20 protein-coding genes are annotated in these 21001 nt (G+C 38.5%); 16 read left to right on the forward strand and 4 right to left on the reverse strand.

Going from position 1 to position 21001, the window contains the following annotated elements:
* Positions 1–30: 30 nt before the first annotated feature.
* Positions 31–1389, forward strand: coding sequence for an alkaline phosphatase (locus J9318_RS12735; RefSeq protein ID WP_425314338.1), 1359 nt, complete (start codon positions 31–33; stop codon positions 1387–1389).
* Positions 1390–1406: 17 nt separating this feature from the next.
* Complete coding sequence (gene udk / locus J9318_RS12740; RefSeq protein WP_210560265.1) at positions 1407–2036, forward strand: uridine kinase; 630 nt, start codon at positions 1407–1409, stop codon at positions 2034–2036.
* Between the two features lie 146 nt (positions 2037–2182).
* On the opposite strand, the gene J9318_RS12745 is transcribed toward udk, so the two are convergent.
* Entirely contained in the window at positions 2183–2695 is a 513-nt protein-coding gene (locus tag J9318_RS12745) for a glycine cleavage system transcriptional repressor (RefSeq protein WP_210560266.1), read from the reverse strand.
* A gap of 190 nt (positions 2696–2885) precedes the next feature.
* Here J9318_RS12745 and J9318_RS12750 point away from each other — a divergent pair, with 190 nt between their 5' ends.
* From J9318_RS12750 to J9318_RS12775, 6 genes are all read left to right on the forward strand, one after another.
* Positions 2886–5135 (forward strand): ABC transporter permease subunit, encoded by a 2250-nt coding sequence (locus J9318_RS12750; RefSeq protein ID WP_210560267.1) that lies wholly within the window; start codon positions 2886–2888, stop codon positions 5133–5135.
* Positions 5136–5160: 25 nt separating this feature from the next.
* Entirely contained in the window at positions 5161–6810 is a 1650-nt protein-coding gene (gene pstA, locus J9318_RS12755; RefSeq protein WP_210560268.1) for a phosphate ABC transporter permease PstA, read from the forward strand.
* A gap of 65 nt (positions 6811–6875) precedes the next feature.
* Complete coding sequence (gene pstB, locus J9318_RS12760; protein WP_210560269.1) at positions 6876–7700, forward strand: phosphate ABC transporter ATP-binding protein PstB; 825 nt, start codon at positions 6876–6878, stop codon at positions 7698–7700.
* A gap of 25 nt (positions 7701–7725) precedes the next feature.
* Positions 7726–8430, forward strand: coding sequence for a phosphate signaling complex protein PhoU (gene phoU / locus J9318_RS12765; RefSeq protein WP_210560270.1), 705 nt, complete (start codon positions 7726–7728; stop codon positions 8428–8430).
* Between the two features lie 238 nt (positions 8431–8668).
* Positions 8669–9346, forward strand: a complete 678-nt coding sequence (locus J9318_RS12770; RefSeq protein ID WP_210560271.1) for a TIGR00153 family protein — start codon at positions 8669–8671, stop codon at positions 9344–9346.
* Between the two features lie 37 nt (positions 9347–9383).
* The gene (locus J9318_RS12775; RefSeq protein ID WP_210560272.1) at positions 9384–10667 is read left to right on the forward strand and encodes an inorganic phosphate transporter; all 1284 of its coding nucleotides are present in this window, start codon (positions 9384–9386) and stop codon (positions 10665–10667) included.
* A gap of 148 nt (positions 10668–10815) precedes the next feature.
* Here the strand turns inward: J9318_RS12775 and J9318_RS12780 are convergent, their stop codons facing one another.
* The 3 genes from J9318_RS12780 to J9318_RS12790 all read right to left on the reverse strand — a co-directional run bounded on the left by J9318_RS12780 (position 10816) and on the right by J9318_RS12790 (position 12247).
* A complete protein-coding gene (locus J9318_RS12780) occupies positions 10816–11523 on the reverse strand; it encodes a SapC family protein (RefSeq protein ID WP_210560273.1) in 708 nt (235 codons plus the stop codon).
* A gap of 47 nt (positions 11524–11570) precedes the next feature.
* A complete protein-coding gene (locus J9318_RS12785) occupies positions 11571–11765 on the reverse strand; it encodes a hypothetical protein (RefSeq protein WP_210560274.1) in 195 nt (64 codons plus the stop codon).
* A 218-nt stretch (positions 11766–11983) separates the two neighbouring features.
* Positions 11984–12247 (reverse strand): DUF4404 family protein, encoded by a 264-nt coding sequence (locus tag J9318_RS12790; RefSeq protein ID WP_210560275.1) that lies wholly within the window; start codon positions 12245–12247, stop codon positions 11984–11986.
* Positions 12248–12413: 166 nt separating this feature from the next.
* Here J9318_RS12790 and rpe point away from each other — a divergent pair, with 166 nt between their 5' ends.
* From rpe to J9318_RS12830, 8 genes are all read left to right on the forward strand, one after another.
* Entirely contained in the window at positions 12414–13079 is a 666-nt protein-coding gene (rpe, locus tag J9318_RS12795) for a ribulose-phosphate 3-epimerase (protein ID WP_210560276.1), read from the forward strand.
* An 85-nt stretch (positions 13080–13164) separates the two neighbouring features.
* Positions 13165–14169 carry a tryptophan--tRNA ligase gene (gene trpS, locus J9318_RS12800; protein ID WP_210560277.1) on the forward strand — a complete coding sequence of 335 codons (1005 nt, stop codon included), beginning with the start codon at positions 13165–13167 and terminating at the stop codon, positions 14167–14169.
* Positions 14170–14178: 9 nt separating this feature from the next.
* The gene (locus J9318_RS12805) at positions 14179–14763 is read left to right on the forward strand and encodes an anthranilate synthase component II (protein WP_210560278.1); all 585 of its coding nucleotides are present in this window, start codon (positions 14179–14181) and stop codon (positions 14761–14763) included.
* A 21-nt stretch (positions 14764–14784) separates the two neighbouring features.
* Positions 14785–15930: an HDOD domain-containing protein gene (locus J9318_RS12810; protein ID WP_210560279.1), complete on the forward strand. Its 1146-nt coding sequence runs from the start codon at positions 14785–14787 to the stop codon at positions 15928–15930.
* A gap of 353 nt (positions 15931–16283) precedes the next feature.
* The gene (locus J9318_RS12815) at positions 16284–17489 is read left to right on the forward strand and encodes an aspartate aminotransferase family protein (protein ID WP_210560280.1); all 1206 of its coding nucleotides are present in this window, start codon (positions 16284–16286) and stop codon (positions 17487–17489) included.
* 66 nt (positions 17490–17555) lie between these two features.
* A complete protein-coding gene (astA, locus tag J9318_RS12820) occupies positions 17556–18581 on the forward strand; it encodes an arginine N-succinyltransferase (protein ID WP_210562458.1) in 1026 nt (341 codons plus the stop codon).
* A gap of 9 nt (positions 18582–18590) precedes the next feature.
* Entirely contained in the window at positions 18591–20084 is a 1494-nt protein-coding gene (astD, locus tag J9318_RS12825; protein WP_210560281.1) for a succinylglutamate-semialdehyde dehydrogenase, read from the forward strand.
* An 81-nt stretch (positions 20085–20165) separates the two neighbouring features.
* Positions 20166–20972, forward strand: coding sequence for a DUF1338 domain-containing protein (locus J9318_RS12830; RefSeq protein ID WP_210560282.1), 807 nt, complete (start codon positions 20166–20168; stop codon positions 20970–20972).
* The last annotated feature ends 29 nt before the right edge of the window (positions 20973–21001 follow it).

Here is a 21001-nt window from a genome sequence, read left to right on the forward strand (position 1 = left end):
TTGTATTTATAATAAGTAAATAGTTGGAGAATCCTTTTGAAGAATCATGTTTTCACTACGTTGTTTAAAATAGCCGCCGTTAGTCTTACGCTAACTTCTTGTTTTGCTGCTGCAAACGTCAATCAGCCAAAAAACATTATTTTTATGATCGGTGATGGTATGGGTGTTGCGCATACCACTTCATATCGTTATTTCTCTGACAACAAATCAACAAAAGTAGTAGAACGAACGGTTTTTGACGAGCTTCTAGTTGGAACCGCTGCCACCTATCCAGACGACAATACTTATGTCACTGACTCTGCTGCATCAGCTACCGCGTTGAGTTCAGGTATAAAATCTTACAACGGTGCAATAGGCGTTGACGTAAACAAAAAACCAGTACTTACGTTATTAGAACGTGCAAAGCAGTTAGGTAAAACAACAGCAATTGTTTCATCTTCACAAATAAATCATGCAACACCTGCTAGTTTTATGGCACATAATGAGTCACGTAAAAACTACAATGAAATTGCGAACGCATACATAGACGAAAAAATTAATGGCAAACCAAAAGCTGACTTGATGTTAGGTGGTGGCACTTCATTTTTTATTCGCGATGACAGAAATATCGTTAATGAATTTAAATCTATCGGTTATAACTACATTGATAAATTAGAAGATTTATCTAAGTTAAACTCGTTACCAGCACTGGGACTATTTGCACCAGTTGGGTTACCTTTTGCCATTGATAACAAAGAGTTACCAAACCGTGTTACGGCAATGACCAAGGTTGCATTAGAGCTGTTAGCTACTAACAGTTCTGAAAAGGGATTTTTTGCCATGATTGAAGGAAGCCAAATCGACTGGTGTGCACATGCCAATGATATTAGTTGTGCGATTGGCGAATTACATGATTTTTCCGAAGCGATTAAATATGCTAAAGCATTTACCGAAAAACATGGCGACACGTTACTAATAATTACTGCCGACCATTCAACTGGTGGTCTAAGTATTGGTGCAAATGGCACATATGACTGGAAAACTGACAAAGTTAGACAAATAAAATCATCATTAGCTGTTATAATCCCGACGTTTTTGGGTTTAGACAAGGATGCCTCCGCAAGTGAAGTGCAGTCTACTTGGGCAAAACATGTTGATTTTGAGTTATCAGACGCTCAAGTGTCAAAAATTCAAGCTGCTCTTCACAGTAAGTTAAAAAAAGAGAAGATGACTCGTGAAATAAAAGCTATTATTAACGACACAACTCTGACTGGTTGGACTACTGGTGGTCACTCCGCTGGTGATGTTCAGGTATTTGCAACTGGCGTAAATAGCCAGATTTTTGCAGGTCAACAAGACAATACGGATATTGCCAAAAAATTATTTATTCAATTGAATTCGGCAAAGTAGCAAGAGAAGAGACTCCTTTGAAAACCACAATATTAGCAATTACAGGTGCTTCAGCATCTGGAAAGACATTATTAACAGCCACTATATTTGAAGAATTGGCACAAGAGCTTGGCTCTGATCAAATCTCATTTATATCTGAAGATGCGTATTACCGTAACCAAGATCACCTGGAAATGTCGGTTCGTGAAAAAACCAATTATGACCATCCAGAAGCATTTGAGCACGACTTACTGATTGAACACCTTCGCGATCTGAAGGCTGGTAAAGCAATTGAAATGCCTCAGTATTGTTATAAAACACATACCCGATTAAAAGAAACAACGCCAGTTCAACCGGCTCAAGTTATTTTAATTGAAGGCATTATGTTGCTAACACACCCTGAATTGTACGGTGAGTTTGATATAAAAGTGTTTATGGATACACCTCCTGAAATCTGTTTAGTCAGACGTTTAGAGCGTGACATAAAACAAAGAGCTCGTAGCTTCGATTCCGTTATTAAACAATACTTAACAACGGTGCGACCAATGTATCAGGCGTTTATCGCTCCATCTAAGCAAGTAGCGGATTTGATTGTAACTAATGGCGGTAAAAACAGAATTGCGATTGATGTATTAAAGGCACAAATAAAGCAGCTTTTGTTAAATTAATATTACTGAATATAGTAACGTTGTTGAAATCAGAACGTTACTGAAATTAGAAAAGCCAACTATTGATCAATATCTTAGTTGGCTTTTTTATTTAAGTTTGTTTTGCAAAAATACGGACTAAAATGACTCGTATCAAACACAAAGCCTTAGCTAGCTTTCTCTAATTCAATATCAACAATTATATCTGTTGCTATTTGCTCTAAAGCATCCACGATAACATCTGGACTCATACCTGGCGGTAATACAACTTTAGCAACGGCATGAAACAACTCGCCTCCCCAGTTTGGAGCACTCTGGTGAGTTGAAACAAAGCTCATAATATTGGCTCCTTTGTGACTAATAACAGAGGAAAGCTCCTGAACAATACCGCGTCTATCATTGCCTGTTATAACAAACTCTAATTCTTGTTGTGACAAAACTTCAACGTCATTGGATCTATGAATCGAAATCGTTAGGCCTTCGATATTCGCTAAGTCCTGAGTCAATTTTTGGATATTCGCTTCTACTACCGCGACTTCTATTACGCCCGCAAAGTAACCGCTAAGATGTGATAAGTTACTCGCTAACCAATTTGCTTCGTTCTGATTGAGCGTTTCAGACAGTGCTTTTACAAGGCCTGTCTTATCGGCGCCAATAACCGTTAATACTAAGTGCTGCATTAAGCATGCTCCGTTAATGTTGTATTAAACTAGTATTAACAATTATTGATAATTTATCCAGTACCTGTTTTAGAAATTAACGTCACCTTTTTACTTCTGAATACCTTTGTTAGTGTTAGGCAAGTGTCACAATATTGTAACAATAATGAAATATAATCTTTGCCATCTGATAAAGGGTAGGTATTTATTTATGTCTGAATCGACAAAACTGGTGTTGAAGACAGAATCAACTCGAAAGCTAAAGGATCAATTAGCCAAATACGGTGTAATGACAGGCGGCATTTTAGTGCTATGCGCGCTATTGCTGATCTTCTTTTATTTACTATATGTTGTGAAGCCGGTATTTGACTCAGCACATGTTGAGCCAAGAAACACCCAAGTTACACTTCAGCAGTCATATTTTGCTATCGGCATTGAAGAACAGACCGAAATTGCATACGCAATCACTAATGATGGTACGGTAGACTTTTTTAACGTTCAAAGTGGTCAAACAGACAATCAATTAGATTCAATACAAACATCTATCCCTGGCAACATAACAGCGTATTCAAAAAGCGCTCCACATAAAGGTTTATATGGGTTTATTAATGATGACGCTCAACTCACAATCATTAAGCCTTTTTTTAAAGTCGATTTTAAGAACAACACTCGCTCACTTACTCCTGTTGTTCAAATGCCTTTGGGCACAGAACCTCTACCTGAGTTGTTTGACGACGAAGGTTATACCGTAGACAAGTTTTCTTTTGCAGAAGAAGAAGGCGTTGTCGCTGTACTGTATCAACTACAAAATGGTTCTGTTAGATTTGCTCGATATGAAGGTGAAGAAAATATGTTCACCGAAGAAGTTGAGTGGCTATTAGAGCAATCAGATTTAGATTTTGTTGAAGGCAAAGTAGAACACTTACTTATATCACCAGATACCAGCAGGATCTTTATTTTAACTAAACATGAACTATATGTAGCAAATAGTCGCGTCGGGTCTGATGTAGAGCTACTTTATACAAAAAATATCAGTAGAAAAAACCAAAGCTTAACAAGTGCCGAATTGTTAGCAAGTGCCAACTCATTAATATTAGGTTACAAGGATGGCTTACTAACACAATGGTTTGAAATTAATGGTGATGCCGGACGTGACTTTGTCATGGTTCGTGACTTTAAGATTGATGTACCTTCTGCTAACAAAGCGATTAAAAATATTTATCCTGAGTTCTACCGCAGAACGTTCATTGCGACTAACTCTGAAGGTGAAGCAAACTTATTTCATACCACATCAGAAGCGGATTTATGGCAAGGTAAACTTCCTGTTAACGACGTCATAGATGTGTCTTTTTCGCCTCGTTCAAACGCTTTTGTCGTTTTATCTAATGATAAAATTAGCGTCCTTAATGTAGAAAATGAACACCCTGAGGTGACATGGTCAGGATTATGGCAAGAAGTTTGGTATGAAGGTTATTCTGAACCTGACTACGTGTGGCAGTCTTCTTCTGCCAGTGACGACTTTGAGTCTAAATTCAGCTTAATTCCAATATCATTTGGTACATTAAAAGCGGCGATGTATGCCATGTTGTTTGCTGTACCGATTGGATTAGCAGCCGCTATCTATACTGCCTATTTTATGGCCCCAAGTGTACGTAAAGTGGTTAAGCCTACTGTTGAAATTATGGAAGCGTTACCTACCGTAATTTTAGGATTTTTGGCTGGTTTATGGCTAGCTCCTATTATTGAAGACAAGTTACCTGGTGTGGTTCTTTTAATTATTCTATTGCCGGTTGCTATCTTTCTTACAGCATTCGCTTGGCACAATATCCCTCAATCGGTAAGGAATAGAATGCCAGCTGGTTGGGACTCTATTTTACTCATACCTATTGTTGCGCTTGTAGGTTATTTTTCTTTTGAAATGAGCCCATTCGTTGAAGAGTGGCTGTTCGACGGTAATACTCGTTTATACATTACCAATGAGCTAGGTATTACATTTGACCAACGCAACTCGCTTATCGTTGGTATTGCCATGGGCTTTGCGGTAATCCCTACTATCTTCTCAATTGCTGAGGATGCGGTATTTAGTGTACCAAAAACGCTTTCTAGCGGTTCGTTAGCGCTTGGAGCAACACAGTGGCAAACCCTTGTTAAAGTAGTGTTGCTTACTGCCAGTCCAGGTATCTTTTCTGCTGTAATGATGGGTCTAGGTCGTGCAGTAGGCGAAACGATGATTGTATTAATGGCTACCGGTAATACTCCTATTATGGATTGGAGTATATTCCAAGGCATGCGCACCTTATCCGCCAATATAGCAGTAGAAATGCCAGAGTCTGAAGTGGGTAGCTCGCACTACAGAATATTGTTTTTGGCAGCCTTTGTTTTATTCATTTTTACCTTTGTATTTAACACGATTGCTGAGTTTGTTCGTCAGCGCCTTCGTGAAAAATACAGTTCACTTTAATTAGCACCTTGTTTGGAGATTTAATATGAAGTTATGGTTTAAGTCAGGTGCTCCTTGGATATGGATGACCGCTGGCGCTGTTAGTATTAGTTTACTATCAGTAATAGGTTTATTACTGCTTATTGCATCACGTGGTCTGTCGTTCTTTTGGCCATCTGATATACATCAATTTGAAATTGCTAATGCCAATGGTGAATCTCGCGTTGTAATCGGTGAGATTTATGAAACAGAAAAAGTACCTACTCAGCGACTCATTACCTCTGGTATCAAGTTTGAAAAGTTACAAGGTGAGTTTGTTGAACGTTACTTAATTAAAACCGGTAACAGAGAATACGTTGATTTAGATTTCCAATGGATTTTAGGTCCAGAAATTTTAGCGCAATCGAAGCCGAGTGGAATTGCAGTATTTGAACGCAGCAAAAACGGCAATTTTTATGGATTTGTAGATTCACTGATAATTGATGGTGTGACTGTTAGAGAGAACACCAATGAAGCTCTATTTTCCGCGATTGATAGAGCGGTAGATTTAAATGACCAAGCCTTAGATTTACAAAACGATGAAATTGGCGCTATTAATTATCAACTTGAAAAATTAAGATTAAAAGAGCGCAAATTAGAATTAGAGGACTCTTTAACTAGCCAAGCGCTTGCTGAACTTGAACGCCAACGCACTGAACTGCGCAACGAATACAAGGTGTATGAAAAACAACTGTTTGAATATAGAGATAAAGCGCGTCGAGATTCGGTCATTGTTAGAGACATGCGCGGTGAGCTTGTTACCTTACCAATTTATTATGTTTTAGACGTGTCTTTTCCAAATGACATGAACTTTTTTGAGAAGCTAGTGCAGTATGGCAAGCAACTCGGCAAGTTTGTTTCTGATGACCCTCGTGAAGCAAATACTGAAGGTGGTGTATTCCCTGCAATATTTGGCACTGTGTTTATGGTTATGCTCATGGCGATTATCGTTACCCCTTTTGGTGTAATCGCAGCCATTTATCTACATGAATACGCTGGTAATAATGCCGTAACTAAAATAATTAGAATTTCAGTAATCAATTTAGCGGGTGTTCCATCTATTGTATACGGCGTTTTTGGTCTTGGCTTTTTTGTCTATATGCTTGGTGGTTCGTTAGATCAATTGTTTTACCCTGAAGCATTGCCGGGTCCTACATTTGGTACGCCAGGTGTCATTTGGTCTGCACTAACGCTTGCGATTCTTACCTTACCTGTTGTTATTGTATCAACAGAGGAAGGCTTATCACGAATTCCTGGTGCGCTTCGTCAAGGCTCACTTGCCCTTGGCGCAACAAAAGCAGAAACAATTTGGCGTATTATAATTCCAATGGCATCGCCGGCCATAATGACAGGTCTTATTTTAGCCGTAGCACGAGCAGCTGGTGAAGTTGCACCGTTAATGTTAGTCGGCGTGGTAAAAATGGCGCCTACGTTACCAATTGACGGTAACTTTCCCTATGTTCATTTAGATCGAAAATTTATGCATCTTGGCTTTCATATATATGACGTTGGTTTCCAAAGTCCAAATGTTGAAGCAGCGAGACCACTGGTTTACGCTACCTCGCTATTACTCGTCACTGTAATTGTGACATTAAATATAACAGCGATAGGTATTCGAAATCATTTGCGTGAAAAATATAAGTCGTTAGAACATTAATTAATTGAGATTAAAAGAAAGCTATTCATTTAGCTTTAGAAATAAATTTAAAATGAGGTTTTAAGATGATTTCGGTAGCACCAGATATGAGTAACAAGTCGTCATCTATCATCGACATCGATAACTTGTCACAAGAACAAATAGCACTTGAGATAAAAGATTTAAACTTGTTCTACGGCGATAAACAAGCGCTAGAAAACATCAGCATGGTGATTCCTAAGGGCCAAGTTACGGCATTTATAGGACCGTCTGGTTGCGGTAAATCCACGTTATTACGCTGTATGAACCGTATGAATGACTTGGTTGATACCTGTAAAATCGATGGCGAGATATTACTGCATAACCAAAATATCTATGACAGATCTGTTGATGTAGCATCATTACGCCGTAAGGTAGGCATGGTGTTTCAGCGTCCTAACCCGTTCCCAAAAAGTATTTATGAAAACGTAGTTTATGGATTACGTTTACAAGGTATTAATGACCGTCGTGAACTTGATGAAGTGGTAGAAAAGTCGCTAATTAATGCCGCGCTTTGGAACGAAGTCAAAGACAGGCTTCATGATAGTGCGCTTGGACTATCTGGCGGTCAGCAACAACGATTAGTTATCGCCCGTGCTATTGCCATAGAGCCTGAAGTACTATTGCTCGACGAACCGACCTCTGCACTTGATCCAATATCAACGCTCACCATTGAGGAATTGATAACTGAATTAAAAGACAAATATACTGTTGTTATTGTTACACATAACATGCAACAAGCCGCTCGTGTTTCAGATCAAACAGCGTTTATGTATATGGGCCAATTAATTGAACATTCAGATACCAATGCTTTATTTACTACGCCAAAAATGAAGAAAACTGAAGACTACATTACCGGTCGTTACGGTTAACCAATAAAGAGTTTAAGAGGCAATTATGGAACTTAATTTAAATAAACATATTTCTGGCCAATTTAACGTTGAATTGGAACAAATACGCAACGACGTTTTAAAAATGGGTGGTTTAGTTGAGCAGCAACTAACAAATGCATTAAACGCCGTAAATGAAGCAGATCAAGAGTTGGCAAAACACGTACTGGAAACTGATTATCAGGTTAACAGAATGGAAGTTAAAATAGATGAGGCCTGTACTCGGATTATTGCTAAGCGTCAACCTGCTGCATCTGATCTTCGTTTGGTTTTGGCAATTATTAAAACCATTACCGACTTAGAGCGCATTGGAGATGAAGCTGAGCGCATCGCAAAAGTCGCTTTAGAGTCATTTAATAAAACACAGCAAGAGTTTTTAGTGTCGATGGATAGTATGGGCCGTAAAGCTTTATCTATGTTACACGAAGTACTAGACGCTTTTGCTCGTATGGATGTAGACGCTGCCTTTAAAGTTCATACCGCAGATAAAGCATTAGACAAAGAGTATGAAGCGATAACGCGTCAATTAATGACTTATATGATGGAAGATCCACGTTCTATACCAAAAGTAATGGACGTTTTATGGTCAGTTAGATCGTTGGAGCGCATTGGCGATCGCTGTCAAAATATTTCTGAGTACATTATTTACTTTGTAAAAGGTAAAGATGTGCGTCATACCTCACAATCAGACATACAAGACAGCATCCTGTAAGGCTATGTTTTTTCTAAACTTAACTCAATTATACAGAGCACCACATAAAACTCACCGATGAATTAATAAGCGGACGGATCTTTTTTACGTCCGCTGTAACATTTTTGTCACAAATGTGTCATATAATACCGCCTGTATTATAAAGACATGATTTCTTGTTTTTGTAGTAAACTATGAATATTGATACTAACCTGCAATAACATGCTGGTTTTTTTTTGCCATTAAATAAGGGTTCACTATGGCTAGTCACTCAATTTTAGGTGTTTTTGCAAAGTCGCCGTTAAAAGCACTTGAAGAACATATTAAAACCGTTCATGAAGCGGCGTCTTTATTAAAGCCGTTTTTTACAGCGGTTTGTGAAGAAAATTGGACTGAAGCAACTGAGCTTCGCTATCAAATTTCTCAACTTGAGAAAAAAGCGGATGTTATCAAGCGCGACGTAAGAATGAATCTTCCAAGAGGTTTGTTTTTACCAGTAGAAAGAACAGATATTTTAGAGTTAATAACACAACAAGATAAAATCGCTAATAAAGCTAAAGACTTAGCTGGGCGTTATTTAGGTCGTGAATTAACTATTCCAGTGCAAATCCAACCAAGTTTTATGGCGTTTGTAGAAAGAAATATAGACGCTACCGCACAAGCATCAAAAGCAATCAATGAATTTGACGAATTATTGGAAACGGGATTCCGTGGCCGTGAAGTTGAGTTAGTTGAGCGAATGATCACAGAGTTAGACGCAATTGAAGACGATACTGATGAAATGCAAATTTCTATTCGTCAGCAATTAAAACAAATCGAAGACGAGTTAAATCCTATCGATGTCATGGTGACATACAGAATGATTGAATGGATTGGGGAATTAGCCGACTTAGCAGAACGTGTAGGTTCTCGATTAGAACTTATGCTTGCCCGTTAAGCAAAACCAATTTAAAAGAAAATATTAGGTATATTCAATGGATATTATTTCTACTTACGGCGTTATGTTAATCGCCATTGCAGCAATCGTAGGCTTTTTTATGGCTTGGGGTATTGGTGCGAACGACGTCGCTAATGCAATGGGTACTTCGGTAGGCTCAAAAGCATTAACAATTAAGCAAGCTATTATTATTGCAATGGTTTTTGAGTTTGCGGGTGCATATTTAGCAGGTGGTGAAGTTACCTCAACAATCCGTAAAGGCATTATTGACTCTGCACCATTTATTCCAAATCCTGAACTACTTGTTTTAGGTATGATTTCAGCGTTATTTGCAGCAGCAATATGGCTTGCGGTTGCGTCATACTTAGGTTGGCCTGTCAGTACCACTCACTCTATTGTTGGTGCAATTGTTGGTTTTGCCGCGTTTGGTGTTGGTATGGACGCTGTAAACTGGGCAAAAGTAGGTGGCATTGTCGGTAGTTGGATTTTAACACCTGCAATATCTGGTTTTATTGCTTTTGTAATCTTCATCTCAGCGCAAAAACTTATCTTTGATACTAAAGAACCTCTAAAAAATGCGAAGAAGTATGTTCCTTTTTACATGTTCCTAGCTGGCTTCATTATGGCTTTGGTAACAATCAAAAAAGGCTTAAAGCATGTTGTTAAATCTGGTGATCTTTCAATCTCTGCTGCAGATGCTTATATCTACGCTGTTTTAGCCGGTATCCTAGTAGCATTAATTGGTAAGTTCTTTATCAACAAGATTAAAATCGATCCGAATGCTGACAAAGAAATGCATTTCACTAACGTAGAGAAGATCTTTGCGGTATTAATGGTTGTTACTGCTTGTTGTATGGCTTTTGCACACGGCTCAAACGACGTAGCGAATGCTATCGGTCCTTTAGCTGCTGTAGTAAGCATCGTACAAAATGAAGGTGAGATTGCGAGTAAAGCCCAATTAGTTTGGTGGGTATTACCACTAGGCGCGTTTGGTATTGTTGCTGGTCTTGCATTATTTGGCCATCGAGTTATCAAGACTATTGGTAACGGCATTACACACCTTACTCCTAGCCGTGGCTTTGCTGCTGAATTAGCGGCTGCGTCAACAGTAATTATCGCATCAGGTACGGGTCTTCCAATTTCTACAACACAAACGTTAGTTGGTGCTGTATTAGGTGTTGGTATGGCGAGAGGTATCGCAGCACTTAATTTAGGCGTAGTTAGAAATATCGTAGTATCGTGGGTAATTACATTACCTATCGGCGCGGCACTATCTATTATGTGTTTCTTAGCTCTTAAAGCAGTGTTTGGTGTTGCGTAAGTAGCATAACCAAACATCATTATCGAAAACCGAGCTTAGGCTCGGTTTTTTTGTGCCTATTTCTAAAACCTAAGCTCCAATATTCAGATACAAAAAAGCCAGCTTATCGCTGGCTTTTGCTTTAGAAATTTAGTTCGTTAAATTTCTATTACATTTGTTTTGATTGACGTTCGATAAGCTTATTCAATTGATTGATTGAGCTAAGCTGAGCATATATTGGAGCTATATAGCCAAGCTTACGTAACTCTAAGAACTGCTCATCAGATAATTCATTAAACTTCTTCTCATCAACCATATATAGACCATTCAAATTAAACTCTCTATCCTTAACATTAACTTTAAGGTTACGAGCATGAATAAGATCAAGAGAAACTAACTTTTCAATGAAAGCTACAGTAATTTGTTCATGTTCAATATAAGCCATTAAAGCGTTCTTACGCTTTTCTAAATGCTCATTCTCTTTACCTTCTTCGTCAAACAGAGGTAATCCGTCTTCTGAAATTAAAGGGCTTGCCATATCGATAGCGATCGAATACTTGTTGCTATCATCTTTATGAGGAATAACGTTTAGAGGCTTGTGAGTATAGCGAGCTGGCATGTAGTTAGCGTCCCACTTATTATCCGCTGTTACGAATAAGTTTGTATTTTGCTCTAATCCTAACATTGCTATTGGAAAATACTTTTCTGAGGCAGTATCTTTAAGAAAAACAACTGGAAACTCACCAGACGCTTTTGCAAACTCTTGAACTACTAAACCTAGCGCATGCTGGTCTTTTAGGTCTTCTACACTTTTAGCAGGACCAATCTTTACATCTTTATGTGTTTCATTGTGTAACGGCTGAAAATCTGTCGCCATGTTCTTTCTCCAAAGTTCCGAGTCAGTCTTTGTGACTTCTATAATTATTATTCTGTTTCAAGTTGAATATCGGTACAACCCTTTACGCACTCAATCTTTAGCTGTTTTTCGCTACTGTTGAGCTGTAAAGGTTGTTTGCATGAAGGACACTGAACCGATTTACCCGCTAATACTTTTTTAATAATCGCTTTTTGCTGATGAAAAGAATTAGCGGTAGCTTTGTTGAGGGCTGAAAAGTCCATCCTCACCTTCTATACTAGATATCTTATGAAAGTACATGAGGACAATAAGCCATAATTAAAGGCTATCGCAATAGAAAAGGTAAATTTATTTTTTGCTTGGCTAAATAACAAGCAGTTTGTTACTTAACGCGGATAATAAGTAGGTTTAATATAACAAAATAGCATTTAAGCCATACTTCATTGCTATAACTGTCATTCCTGTTGTATTTAAAATCTGACTAGACACCCATCATAGCGAGTCGATCGATGACCTCTCTGGTTATCCGCTCTAAAGTAGGGTGTTCAGACGCGAATCTTGTTTCCAGTGCTAAAAGTTGCGACAACATCGTCTCTTCAGCTTTTAACTCATTAGACTTAATCATTTCATGCATTTGTTTATCAAGCTCTCTAACTTGGCTTAACGTTTGAGGATCAACATCTTTTGACGTTTCTAGTTCGGCATGAAGTTTTGCAAGTGAATCAACTAAATCGTTTGGTAGCATGATGTTCAACTCCTTTGGTTATATAAAAGTTTAGTCTGATATTTACGAAAAGGAAATTGTCGGTAAAAGTAATACTTACAATTGAGTCGATGTTAGAGACAAAGTTTTATAAGATAGTCTGGTAAACGCTACCAATTGACTAAAGCTAAATACGATTAGGATTACTATGACCAACGAATTTGTATTATCACCATCTATTTTATCTGCAAATTTCGCTAAATTAGGCGATGATGTGAACGAAGTGTTATCGGCCGGGTGTCAATGGGTACATTTTGACGTAATGGATAATCATTACGTTCCAAACTTAAGCTTTGGTCCTATGATCTGCAAAGCGTTAAAAGACCACGGTGTAGAAGCTCCAATTGACGTACATTTAATGGTGGAGCCGGTTGATGACATGATTGAACAATTTGCAAAAGCCGGTGCCGACATGATTACCTTTCACCCAGAAGCTAGTAAACACTTACACCGCTCATTAACATTGATTCAAGATCATGGTTGTAAAGTTGGTTTAGCACTAAACCCTGGAACACCAATAGACGTTTTAGATGATGTAATACATATGCTTGATATGGTTCTGGTTATGTCAGTTAATCCTGGATTCGGTGGTCAGTCTTTTATTCCAAGCTCACTCAATAAAATAACTCGTTTAAGAGAAAAGCTTGATGCATCAGGTCGAAACATTCGCATTAGTGTTGATGGTGGTGTTAACGCAGAAAATGTAAAACAGATTGCAGATGCTGGTGCAGATACATTTGTTATGGGTTCGGCAATATTTAATGCAGAAAACAGATCGGCCCGAATTGCGCAAATTCTAGCCAACCTTTCTTAAAAATAAACATACACGATTGCGCGTTGGCAAAGACAGGTTACAATGCGCTTTGAAAATTTTAAATTAGCTAACAAACGGCGTAACAATGAAAAGTACAGTATTAAGTGGAATTCAAACAACTGGTGGCATGACTATAGGCAACTACATTGGTGCTATTAACCAGTGGCGAATCATGCAAGAGAACCACGACTGTTATTTCATGTTAGCTGACTTACATGCTATCACGGTTCGCCAAGAACCTGATGTATTGAGAAGTAGGACTTTAGACGGCGTTGCTTTATATACCGCATGTGGCATCGACCCTGATAAATCGGCTTTGTTCGTGCAATCGCAAGTTAAGGAACACGCACAATTAGCTTGGGTTCTTAACTGCTATGCGCAAATGGGTGAACTAAACCGCATGACCCAGTTTAAAGACAAGTCTAGCAAACATAGTAATAACATAAATGTTGGCTTGTTCAGTTACCCTGTTTTACAAGCCGCCGATATTCTTCTATATCAAGCAGATAAAGTTCCAGTTGGTGAAGATCAAAAGCAACATTTAGAGCTTACTAGAGACATAGCGACTCGCTTCAATAATATATATGGCGATGTATTTACAGTACCAGAGCCTCAAATTGCTGAATTTGGTGCAAGAGTAATGAGCCTTCAGGATCCGTTAAAGAAAATGTCTAAGTCGGATGATAATCCTAATGGTTACATCATGTTATTAGACGAGCCTAAAAAAATTGAAAAGAAACTGAAAAAAGCTGTCACCGATTCTGACGAACAAGCTAGAATTTATTTTGATACTAATGAAAAGCCAGGTGTATCTAACTTATTGACTATATTAAGCGTAGCAACTGGTAAAACTATTGAGCAATTAGTGCCTGAATATGAAGACAAAATGTATGGTCACTTGAAAAAAGATACGGCCGATGCAGTTGTTTCAATGATCGAACCTATTCAGGCTAAATTTAAAGAGATCAGAGAAGACCAAACTGAGTTAAATAGAATTATGCGCGTTGGTGCTGAAAAAGCCTCAGCAAGAGCGGAGAAAACATTAAAATCTGTTTATGACGCACTAGGATTTGTGGCTGACCCAAGATAAGAGTTTTTCATGCTGTTAATGATCGATAATTACGACTCTTTTACTTACACTTTAGTCAATTACTTTGAGTCTTTAGACCAAGAAATTGTTGTTAAGAGAAACGACGAAATAACTATCGATCAGATAAAGTCTCTTAACCCTGAACGAATTGTAATTTCACCAGGGCCCGGCACGCCTAACGAAGCTGGGCTTTCCCTCGATGTAATAAAACATTTTTACAAAAACAAAGCTATTTTAGGTGTATGTTTGGGCCATCAAGTTATTGGCCAATATTTTGGGGCCACGGTGTGCAAAGCACAGCAAGTAATGCATGGTAAAACGTCGCTCATTGAACATAATGAGTCAGGCATATTTACAGCGTTACCTAATCCGTTATCGGTTACTCGCTATCACTCGTTAATTGTAAAACCCGATACATTACCTGAATACATAGAGCCTACAGCTTGGGTAAAGCCTACATCGAGTGACGAAGCTGTCGAATTAATGGCTCTGGCTATGCGCGACTATGCAGTTATGGGTGTACAATTTCATCCAGAATCAGTAATGTCTGAGCATGGGCTTGATATGCTTAATAATTTTATAAAAGCAACCTAACTAGAAAACGGTAAAACGTAAATGACAGAGTCATCAAATAATAAATTTCATCAAATTATTCAAGCTCGTTTTGTTGACTTGATGATATCAGACAAAGTCGCTAAAACCCGTTTAGGTTTAACACCCACATTAATAGAAACTACTACTACGCGAGACTTACTGTCGGTTGAAGCCAAAGCTCAAAAACTAAAAGAGCGAAAAATAAAAACCGAAGAAGAGTTTAAGGTTTACGTTAATGAATATTTTCATGACGCACTGTTTGATTATATCGACAGCAAAGTAACTGACCCTGAATATTTGTTCAGCGAAGTTCTAAAGCTAGACACTAATTTAGCTAAAACTGTAGATGCTTGCCTCTCGAAAGCATTAAATACCAAACAGCTCGCTGCGCTTATAGAGCCAAATACTATTATTAAGCGGGAACTACTAAACATTGTAAACAAACCCCCTTTCCGTGAAAAAGACTCGACAAAACCTTTTCAAGAAGATGTTGGTTTAGCCATTAGGTATGTTGGAATTGACAATATAAAAGCGCCACTGCTGGCGATAATTGCAAAACAGTGGTTGCCACACAGCACAGATCCTTTTTCAGACTTTAAACTAAAATTGTGGCAATACTCCATTGCAACAGCAAATTGTATGGAAACCTTGGCACCACGTTTTAATGTGAACCCTCTTCACGCTTTCACTCTTGGTCTCTTGCATAGTTTTGGGTATGGTTTAGTGATGAGAATGTACCTTAGGGCTTTTGATAAAATTAGGCTTGAAGAAATGCACAAGGCGCGAAACTCTGGTCGTAGTGATATTGAAAAGGTTTTAAACTCTTTAGTATTAGATGGTGAGTTTGCGAGTCAATTGGTGCTTAACCATGGGTTAGATGTGAGTCTTTTACTACTGCAACACTTAGAATTAAAATTTGCTCCACTAGCTCCAGCAATGGAGCAAATTGTTAATAATGAAGCGATTGATTCGCTTACGCCGATAGCGTCTCTATTATTGAAATCAAAGACTTATTCTCAATACAAGTTATTGCAAAAAGCTAGACTGATTGAATTACCAGAAGCAAAACGCTTTCTTACTGGCTGTAAAATCAATAATGACTTTGTCACTATCCTTAATAAAATAAATCTAACAAAACTGAATTTATCGAATAGAACTAGCCAATAATTGCAAAAAACACATAAAAATCCCTCTAATCTAAAATTTTGTTGATTTTTTTTATGACAATCTATTCATCGGTAATTTTGCACCACTATGAGGCAATAATTAGACATTTTATAGTTAATGTCTAATTTTAAAAGCGTGCAGATAGGCACAATAATTCCCCTTTAAAAATCGTACTAAATAAATATTCACTAATTATTCATAACTTGGCTATCCAGCCCTAATAGCAACTCCTCAGATGTTTGAAATGGAGACATTTGCGTCTAAATCTGCAATAATTGGCGGGTATTTACTTTTAAAATCCTGTTTTGAAATTCTTCGATTTGTCGAGATAGGTTTAACACAAGGAAACAAAAATGACTGTAACACGCGCTTTATTTGATGACGTAATGGTACCTAACTATTCTCCTGCGGCTGTGATTCCTGTTAGAGGACAAGGCTCTCGCGTTTGGGACCAAAACGATAAAGAATACATCGATTTTGCCGGAGGCATTGCGGTCAACTGCCTTGGTCATTGTCACCCAGCTTTAGTTGGTGCATTAAAAGAGCAAGGCGAAAAAATTTGGCATCTAAGTAACGTAATGACAAATGAGCCAGCACTGCGTTTAGCGAAAAAACTAACTGATGCTACTTTTGCTGAAAAAGTCTACTTTGCCAACTCAGGCGCAGAAGCAAACGAAGCGGCGCTAAAACTAGCACGTCGCTGGGCTATTGATGTTCACGGTGAGCACAAAACGCAAATCATCTCATTCAAAAAAGGTTTCCACGGTCGTACGTTCTTTACGGTAACTGTTGGTGGTCAACCGGCGTACTCAGACGGTTTTGGACCTAAACCAGGCGATATCGTTCATGCTGAATACAACAACTTAGAAAGTTTAAAAGAAATCATTTCAGATAAAACTTGTGCGGTAATGCTAGAGCCGATTCAAGGTGAAGGCGGAATTATTCCACCAACAAAAGAATTTATTGAAGGCGTTCGTCAGCTTTGTGATGATAACAATGCCTTGTTAATATTTGATGAAGTTCAATCTGGCGCGGGTCGCACAGGTGAGTTATATGCGTACATGGGTCTAGGCGTCACTCCAGACATCCTAGCTTCAGCGAAAGGCCTTGGTGGTGGTTTCCCTATCGGCGCAATGTTAACAACTACAGAGTTAGCTAAACATCTTAAGATTGGTACTCACGGTTCAACATATGGCGGTAACCCGCTAGCCTGTGCTGTTGCTGAAGCAGCATTAGATACTATTAATACTCCAGAAGTATTAAATGGCGTTAAAGAACGTGAAGCTATCTTCAAAGCGAAACTTGAAGAAATTAATAACAAATATAACGTGTTTAAAGATATTCGTGGCCAAGGCATGTTAGTAGGTGCAGAACTTACAGATGCTTTTGAAGGTCGCGCAAAAGAGTTCGTAAACGCAGCGTTAGAGCACGGCACTATGATTTTAGTTGCAGGCGCAAACGTAATTCGTTTCACACCTTCTTTAATCGTTCCTCTAAAAGATATTGATCAAGGCATGGCTCAGTTTGAACAAGCCGTTGCAAGCATCGTAAACGCTTAATTTAGCGCTCGTTAAGTATAAATAGCCAATTTTTTATTGGCTATTTTTATAAAGGAAGAAGATGTGATGTTTGTAATTCGTCCAATCCAAGAAAAAGACTTCCCTGAACTTCTGAAAATTGCAGAAGAGTCAGGGCATGGTTTTACATCGTTACCGGTTAATGATGAGCTAATTGCCAAAAAAATCCAGCGCGCAGAAGCGTCATTTAAGTCAAAAGTGTCTGACAAAAAAGAAGAACACGGGTTTCTCTTTGTTATGGAAGACGTGGCGTCGGGTAAAATAATGGGCACTAGTGGCATTGAGTCATATGTAGGACTTGATGATGCCTTTTACCATTATCATTTAGGTAAGGTTGTTCATAATAGTCGACAGCTCAATATTTATAACACAGCGGATATATTAACCTTGTGTAATGACTATACGGGTGCGAGTGAATTATGCACATTATTCTTAAGAGAAGAGTTCCGTAAAGGCTGTACAGGTCGTATTTTAAGTAAGTTTAGGTTCTTATTTTTAGCTCAACACCAAGAGCGCTTTTCCAATACCGTTATCGCAGAAATGCGCGGTGTTTCTGATGAAAATGGCGACTCACCATTTTGGAAGTGGTTAGAAGAGCACTTTTTCTCAATGGACTTTCCTACGGCTGACTACCTTACGGGTATAGGCCAAAAAGTATTTATTGCTGAACTTATGCCTAAATACCCAGTTTATGTAAATCTTTTGTCAAAAGAAGCGCAAGCGGTCATAGGTAAAGTTCATAAAAATACAGAGCCTGCACTAAAATTACTTAAATCTGAAGGCTTTACTTATAAGCAGTACGTAGACATTTTTGATGGTGGCCCTACTGTAGAAGCGGATATATCTCAAATCCATACTGTTCAAAACAGCGATTTATTTACAGTGAACATTGTAGAAAAGCTTGAATCCGACAAAAACGTCATCATTGCTAACTTATCTGTTGAAGAGTTTAGAGCAACTGGAATAAAAACCACGTTAGATCATGAAAATATGACGGTTCTATTAACTTCGGATTATGCTGATTTATTAAATGTGAAAGCCGGCGATCAAGTACGCGCTGCCCTTTTAAAATAGGATTATTTTATGTCAAATAGTGAAAACAAATATATTAATGGCCAATTTATAAACGGCGAATGGGTTGCTGGCGAAGGACACCTAATTGGTTCTCTTAACCCTGCAACTGACGAATTGCTATGGGAGTCGTTAACCGCAACTGAAGAGCAAGTAGACCAAGCGGTTAAGGCTGCACGAGCGGCATTTTTACCATGGGCAGACAAAACCGTAGAAGAACGTTTAACTATTATCAAACGTTTTGCTGAATTACTTGGTGAATATAAAGAGCCAGTAGCACTTGCAATTGCCAAAGAAACGGGCAAACCGTTATGGGAAACTCGCACTGAAGTTGGCGCCATGATTGGTAAAATCGCCATCTCGGAAAAAGCGTACAATGAACGTACTGGTACAACAGAAAACCCAATGCCTCAAGGCCGCGCTATGTTACGTCACCGTCCACATGGTGTTGTTGCAGTTTATGGACCTTACAACTTCCCAGGCCACTTGCCAAATGGTCATATTGTCCCTGCCCTAATTGCCGGTAACACGGTTATCTTTAAGCCAAGTGAACTAACACCAATGGTTGCTCAAATTACTGTTGAGTTATGGCAAAAAGCTGGCTTACCAGCAGGCGTATTGAATTTAGTTCAAGGCGAAGTAGAGACTGGCAAAGCATTAGCAAACCATCCACAAATTGATGGCTTATTCTTCACGGGTAGCTCTGGTACAGGCCATTTGTTGCATAAGCAATTTGCTGCACAACCAGGCAAAATTTTAGCGTTGGAAATGGGCGGTAATAACCCACTAATTATCCAAGACGCAAAAAATACCGATGCCGTTGTTCATGACATTATTCAGTCCGCATTTATATCTTCAGGTCAACGTTGTACATGTGCAAGAAAGTTACTTCTACCTAAAGGTGCTGAAGGTGACGTAGTACTTGCTAAGTTAATTGAAGCAACAAACTCAATTGTTGTTGGCGACTCTTTAGATGAAGCTTCTGAGCAACCGTTCATGGGATCAATGATTTCTGACAAAGCAGCGCTTGGCATGGTTGCAGCACAGCAACAGCTAGTTGAATTAGGCGGTAAGGTTCTTGTTGAACTTACTCACTTAAAAGAAGATACCGGTTTTGTATCACCAGGTATTATCGACTGTACTGATATTGCTGACTTCCCAGATGATGAACATTTTGGTCCGTTATTAAAAGTTTTCCGTTTTGATGATTTTGATCAAGCAATTGAAATCGCAAATAATACAAACTACGGCTTATCAGCTGGTCTACTAAGTGATGATCAAGAACTTTACAACAAGTTCTTAAGTCGAATTAGAGCAGGTATTGTTAACTGGAATCGACCAATTACAGGAGCAAGCAGCGCTGCGCCATTTGGTGGTATTGGTCAATCTGGTAATCACAGAGCAAGTGCATACTATGCCGCTGATTATTGTGCATACCCTGTTGCATCGGTTGAGCTTGAACAAGTCACCATGCCAGAAACCTTAAGCCCTGGCCTAAGTATTTAAAATAAAGAAGCGGCTTAGCCGCTTTTTTTAAACAACAAATTTGTTTTATCAACATCAAGTAAAAAGATTCAAGGAATTGTCATGCATACAAATGTAAACGCTCTTTTTGATAACATGTGGGAAAAATATCTAACCGTTACTCCTTCAGCAAAACAAATCCACGCTTTATTGGGTGAAGGGAATGGCAAAGACGTTATCAATGATCATATTGCATTACGCACATTTAATTTAGAAAAAGTGAGCTTAGATAAACTCGCACAACACTTTTTATCACTTGGTTACAAAGACGGTGGTGACTATGATTTTGAGGCGAAGAAATTAAAAGCGAAACACTTCGAACACGCAGATCCAACTTTGCCAAAAGTGTTTATTAGTGAGCTATTAGTAGAAGAGTTTTCTGAAAATACCCAGCGTATTATTAAGGACTTGGTTGAACAGATTGATGAGTCTTCTGTGACTGCAGATAACTTCTTGTACTCAGGTACGCAATGGAAAGTTAGTTCTAATGACTACAAAGTGTTACTAGAAGAAAGTGAGTATGCGGCTTGGATGGCAGCTTGGGGATATATTCCGAACCACTTTACCGTAAGTGTAAATCAATTAACAAAATTTGAAACTCTTGAGCAAGTAAACCAAAAGCTTAAAGATGCAGGTTTTGTTTTAAATGCGTCTGGTGGCGAAATAAAAGGTTCTGCGGAAGTATTATTAGAGCAGTCTTCAACTATGGCTGATAAAGCTACAGTTTCTTTTATCGATGGTGATGAGTTAGTGCCAAGTTGTTTTTATGAGTTCGCAAAGCGTTACGAAGTAAAACCTGGCGAGCTTTATTCAGGATTTGTTGCAGCTTCTGCTGATAAGATCTTTGAAAGTACTAACGTAAAAGGTTAAATTTATGCTTTGAGTTGTAAAAAAGGAAA

It is taken from the genome of Psychrosphaera aestuarii (assembly GCF_017948405.1).
Classification (GTDB): domain Bacteria; phylum Pseudomonadota; class Gammaproteobacteria; order Enterobacterales; family Alteromonadaceae; genus Psychrosphaera; species Psychrosphaera aestuarii.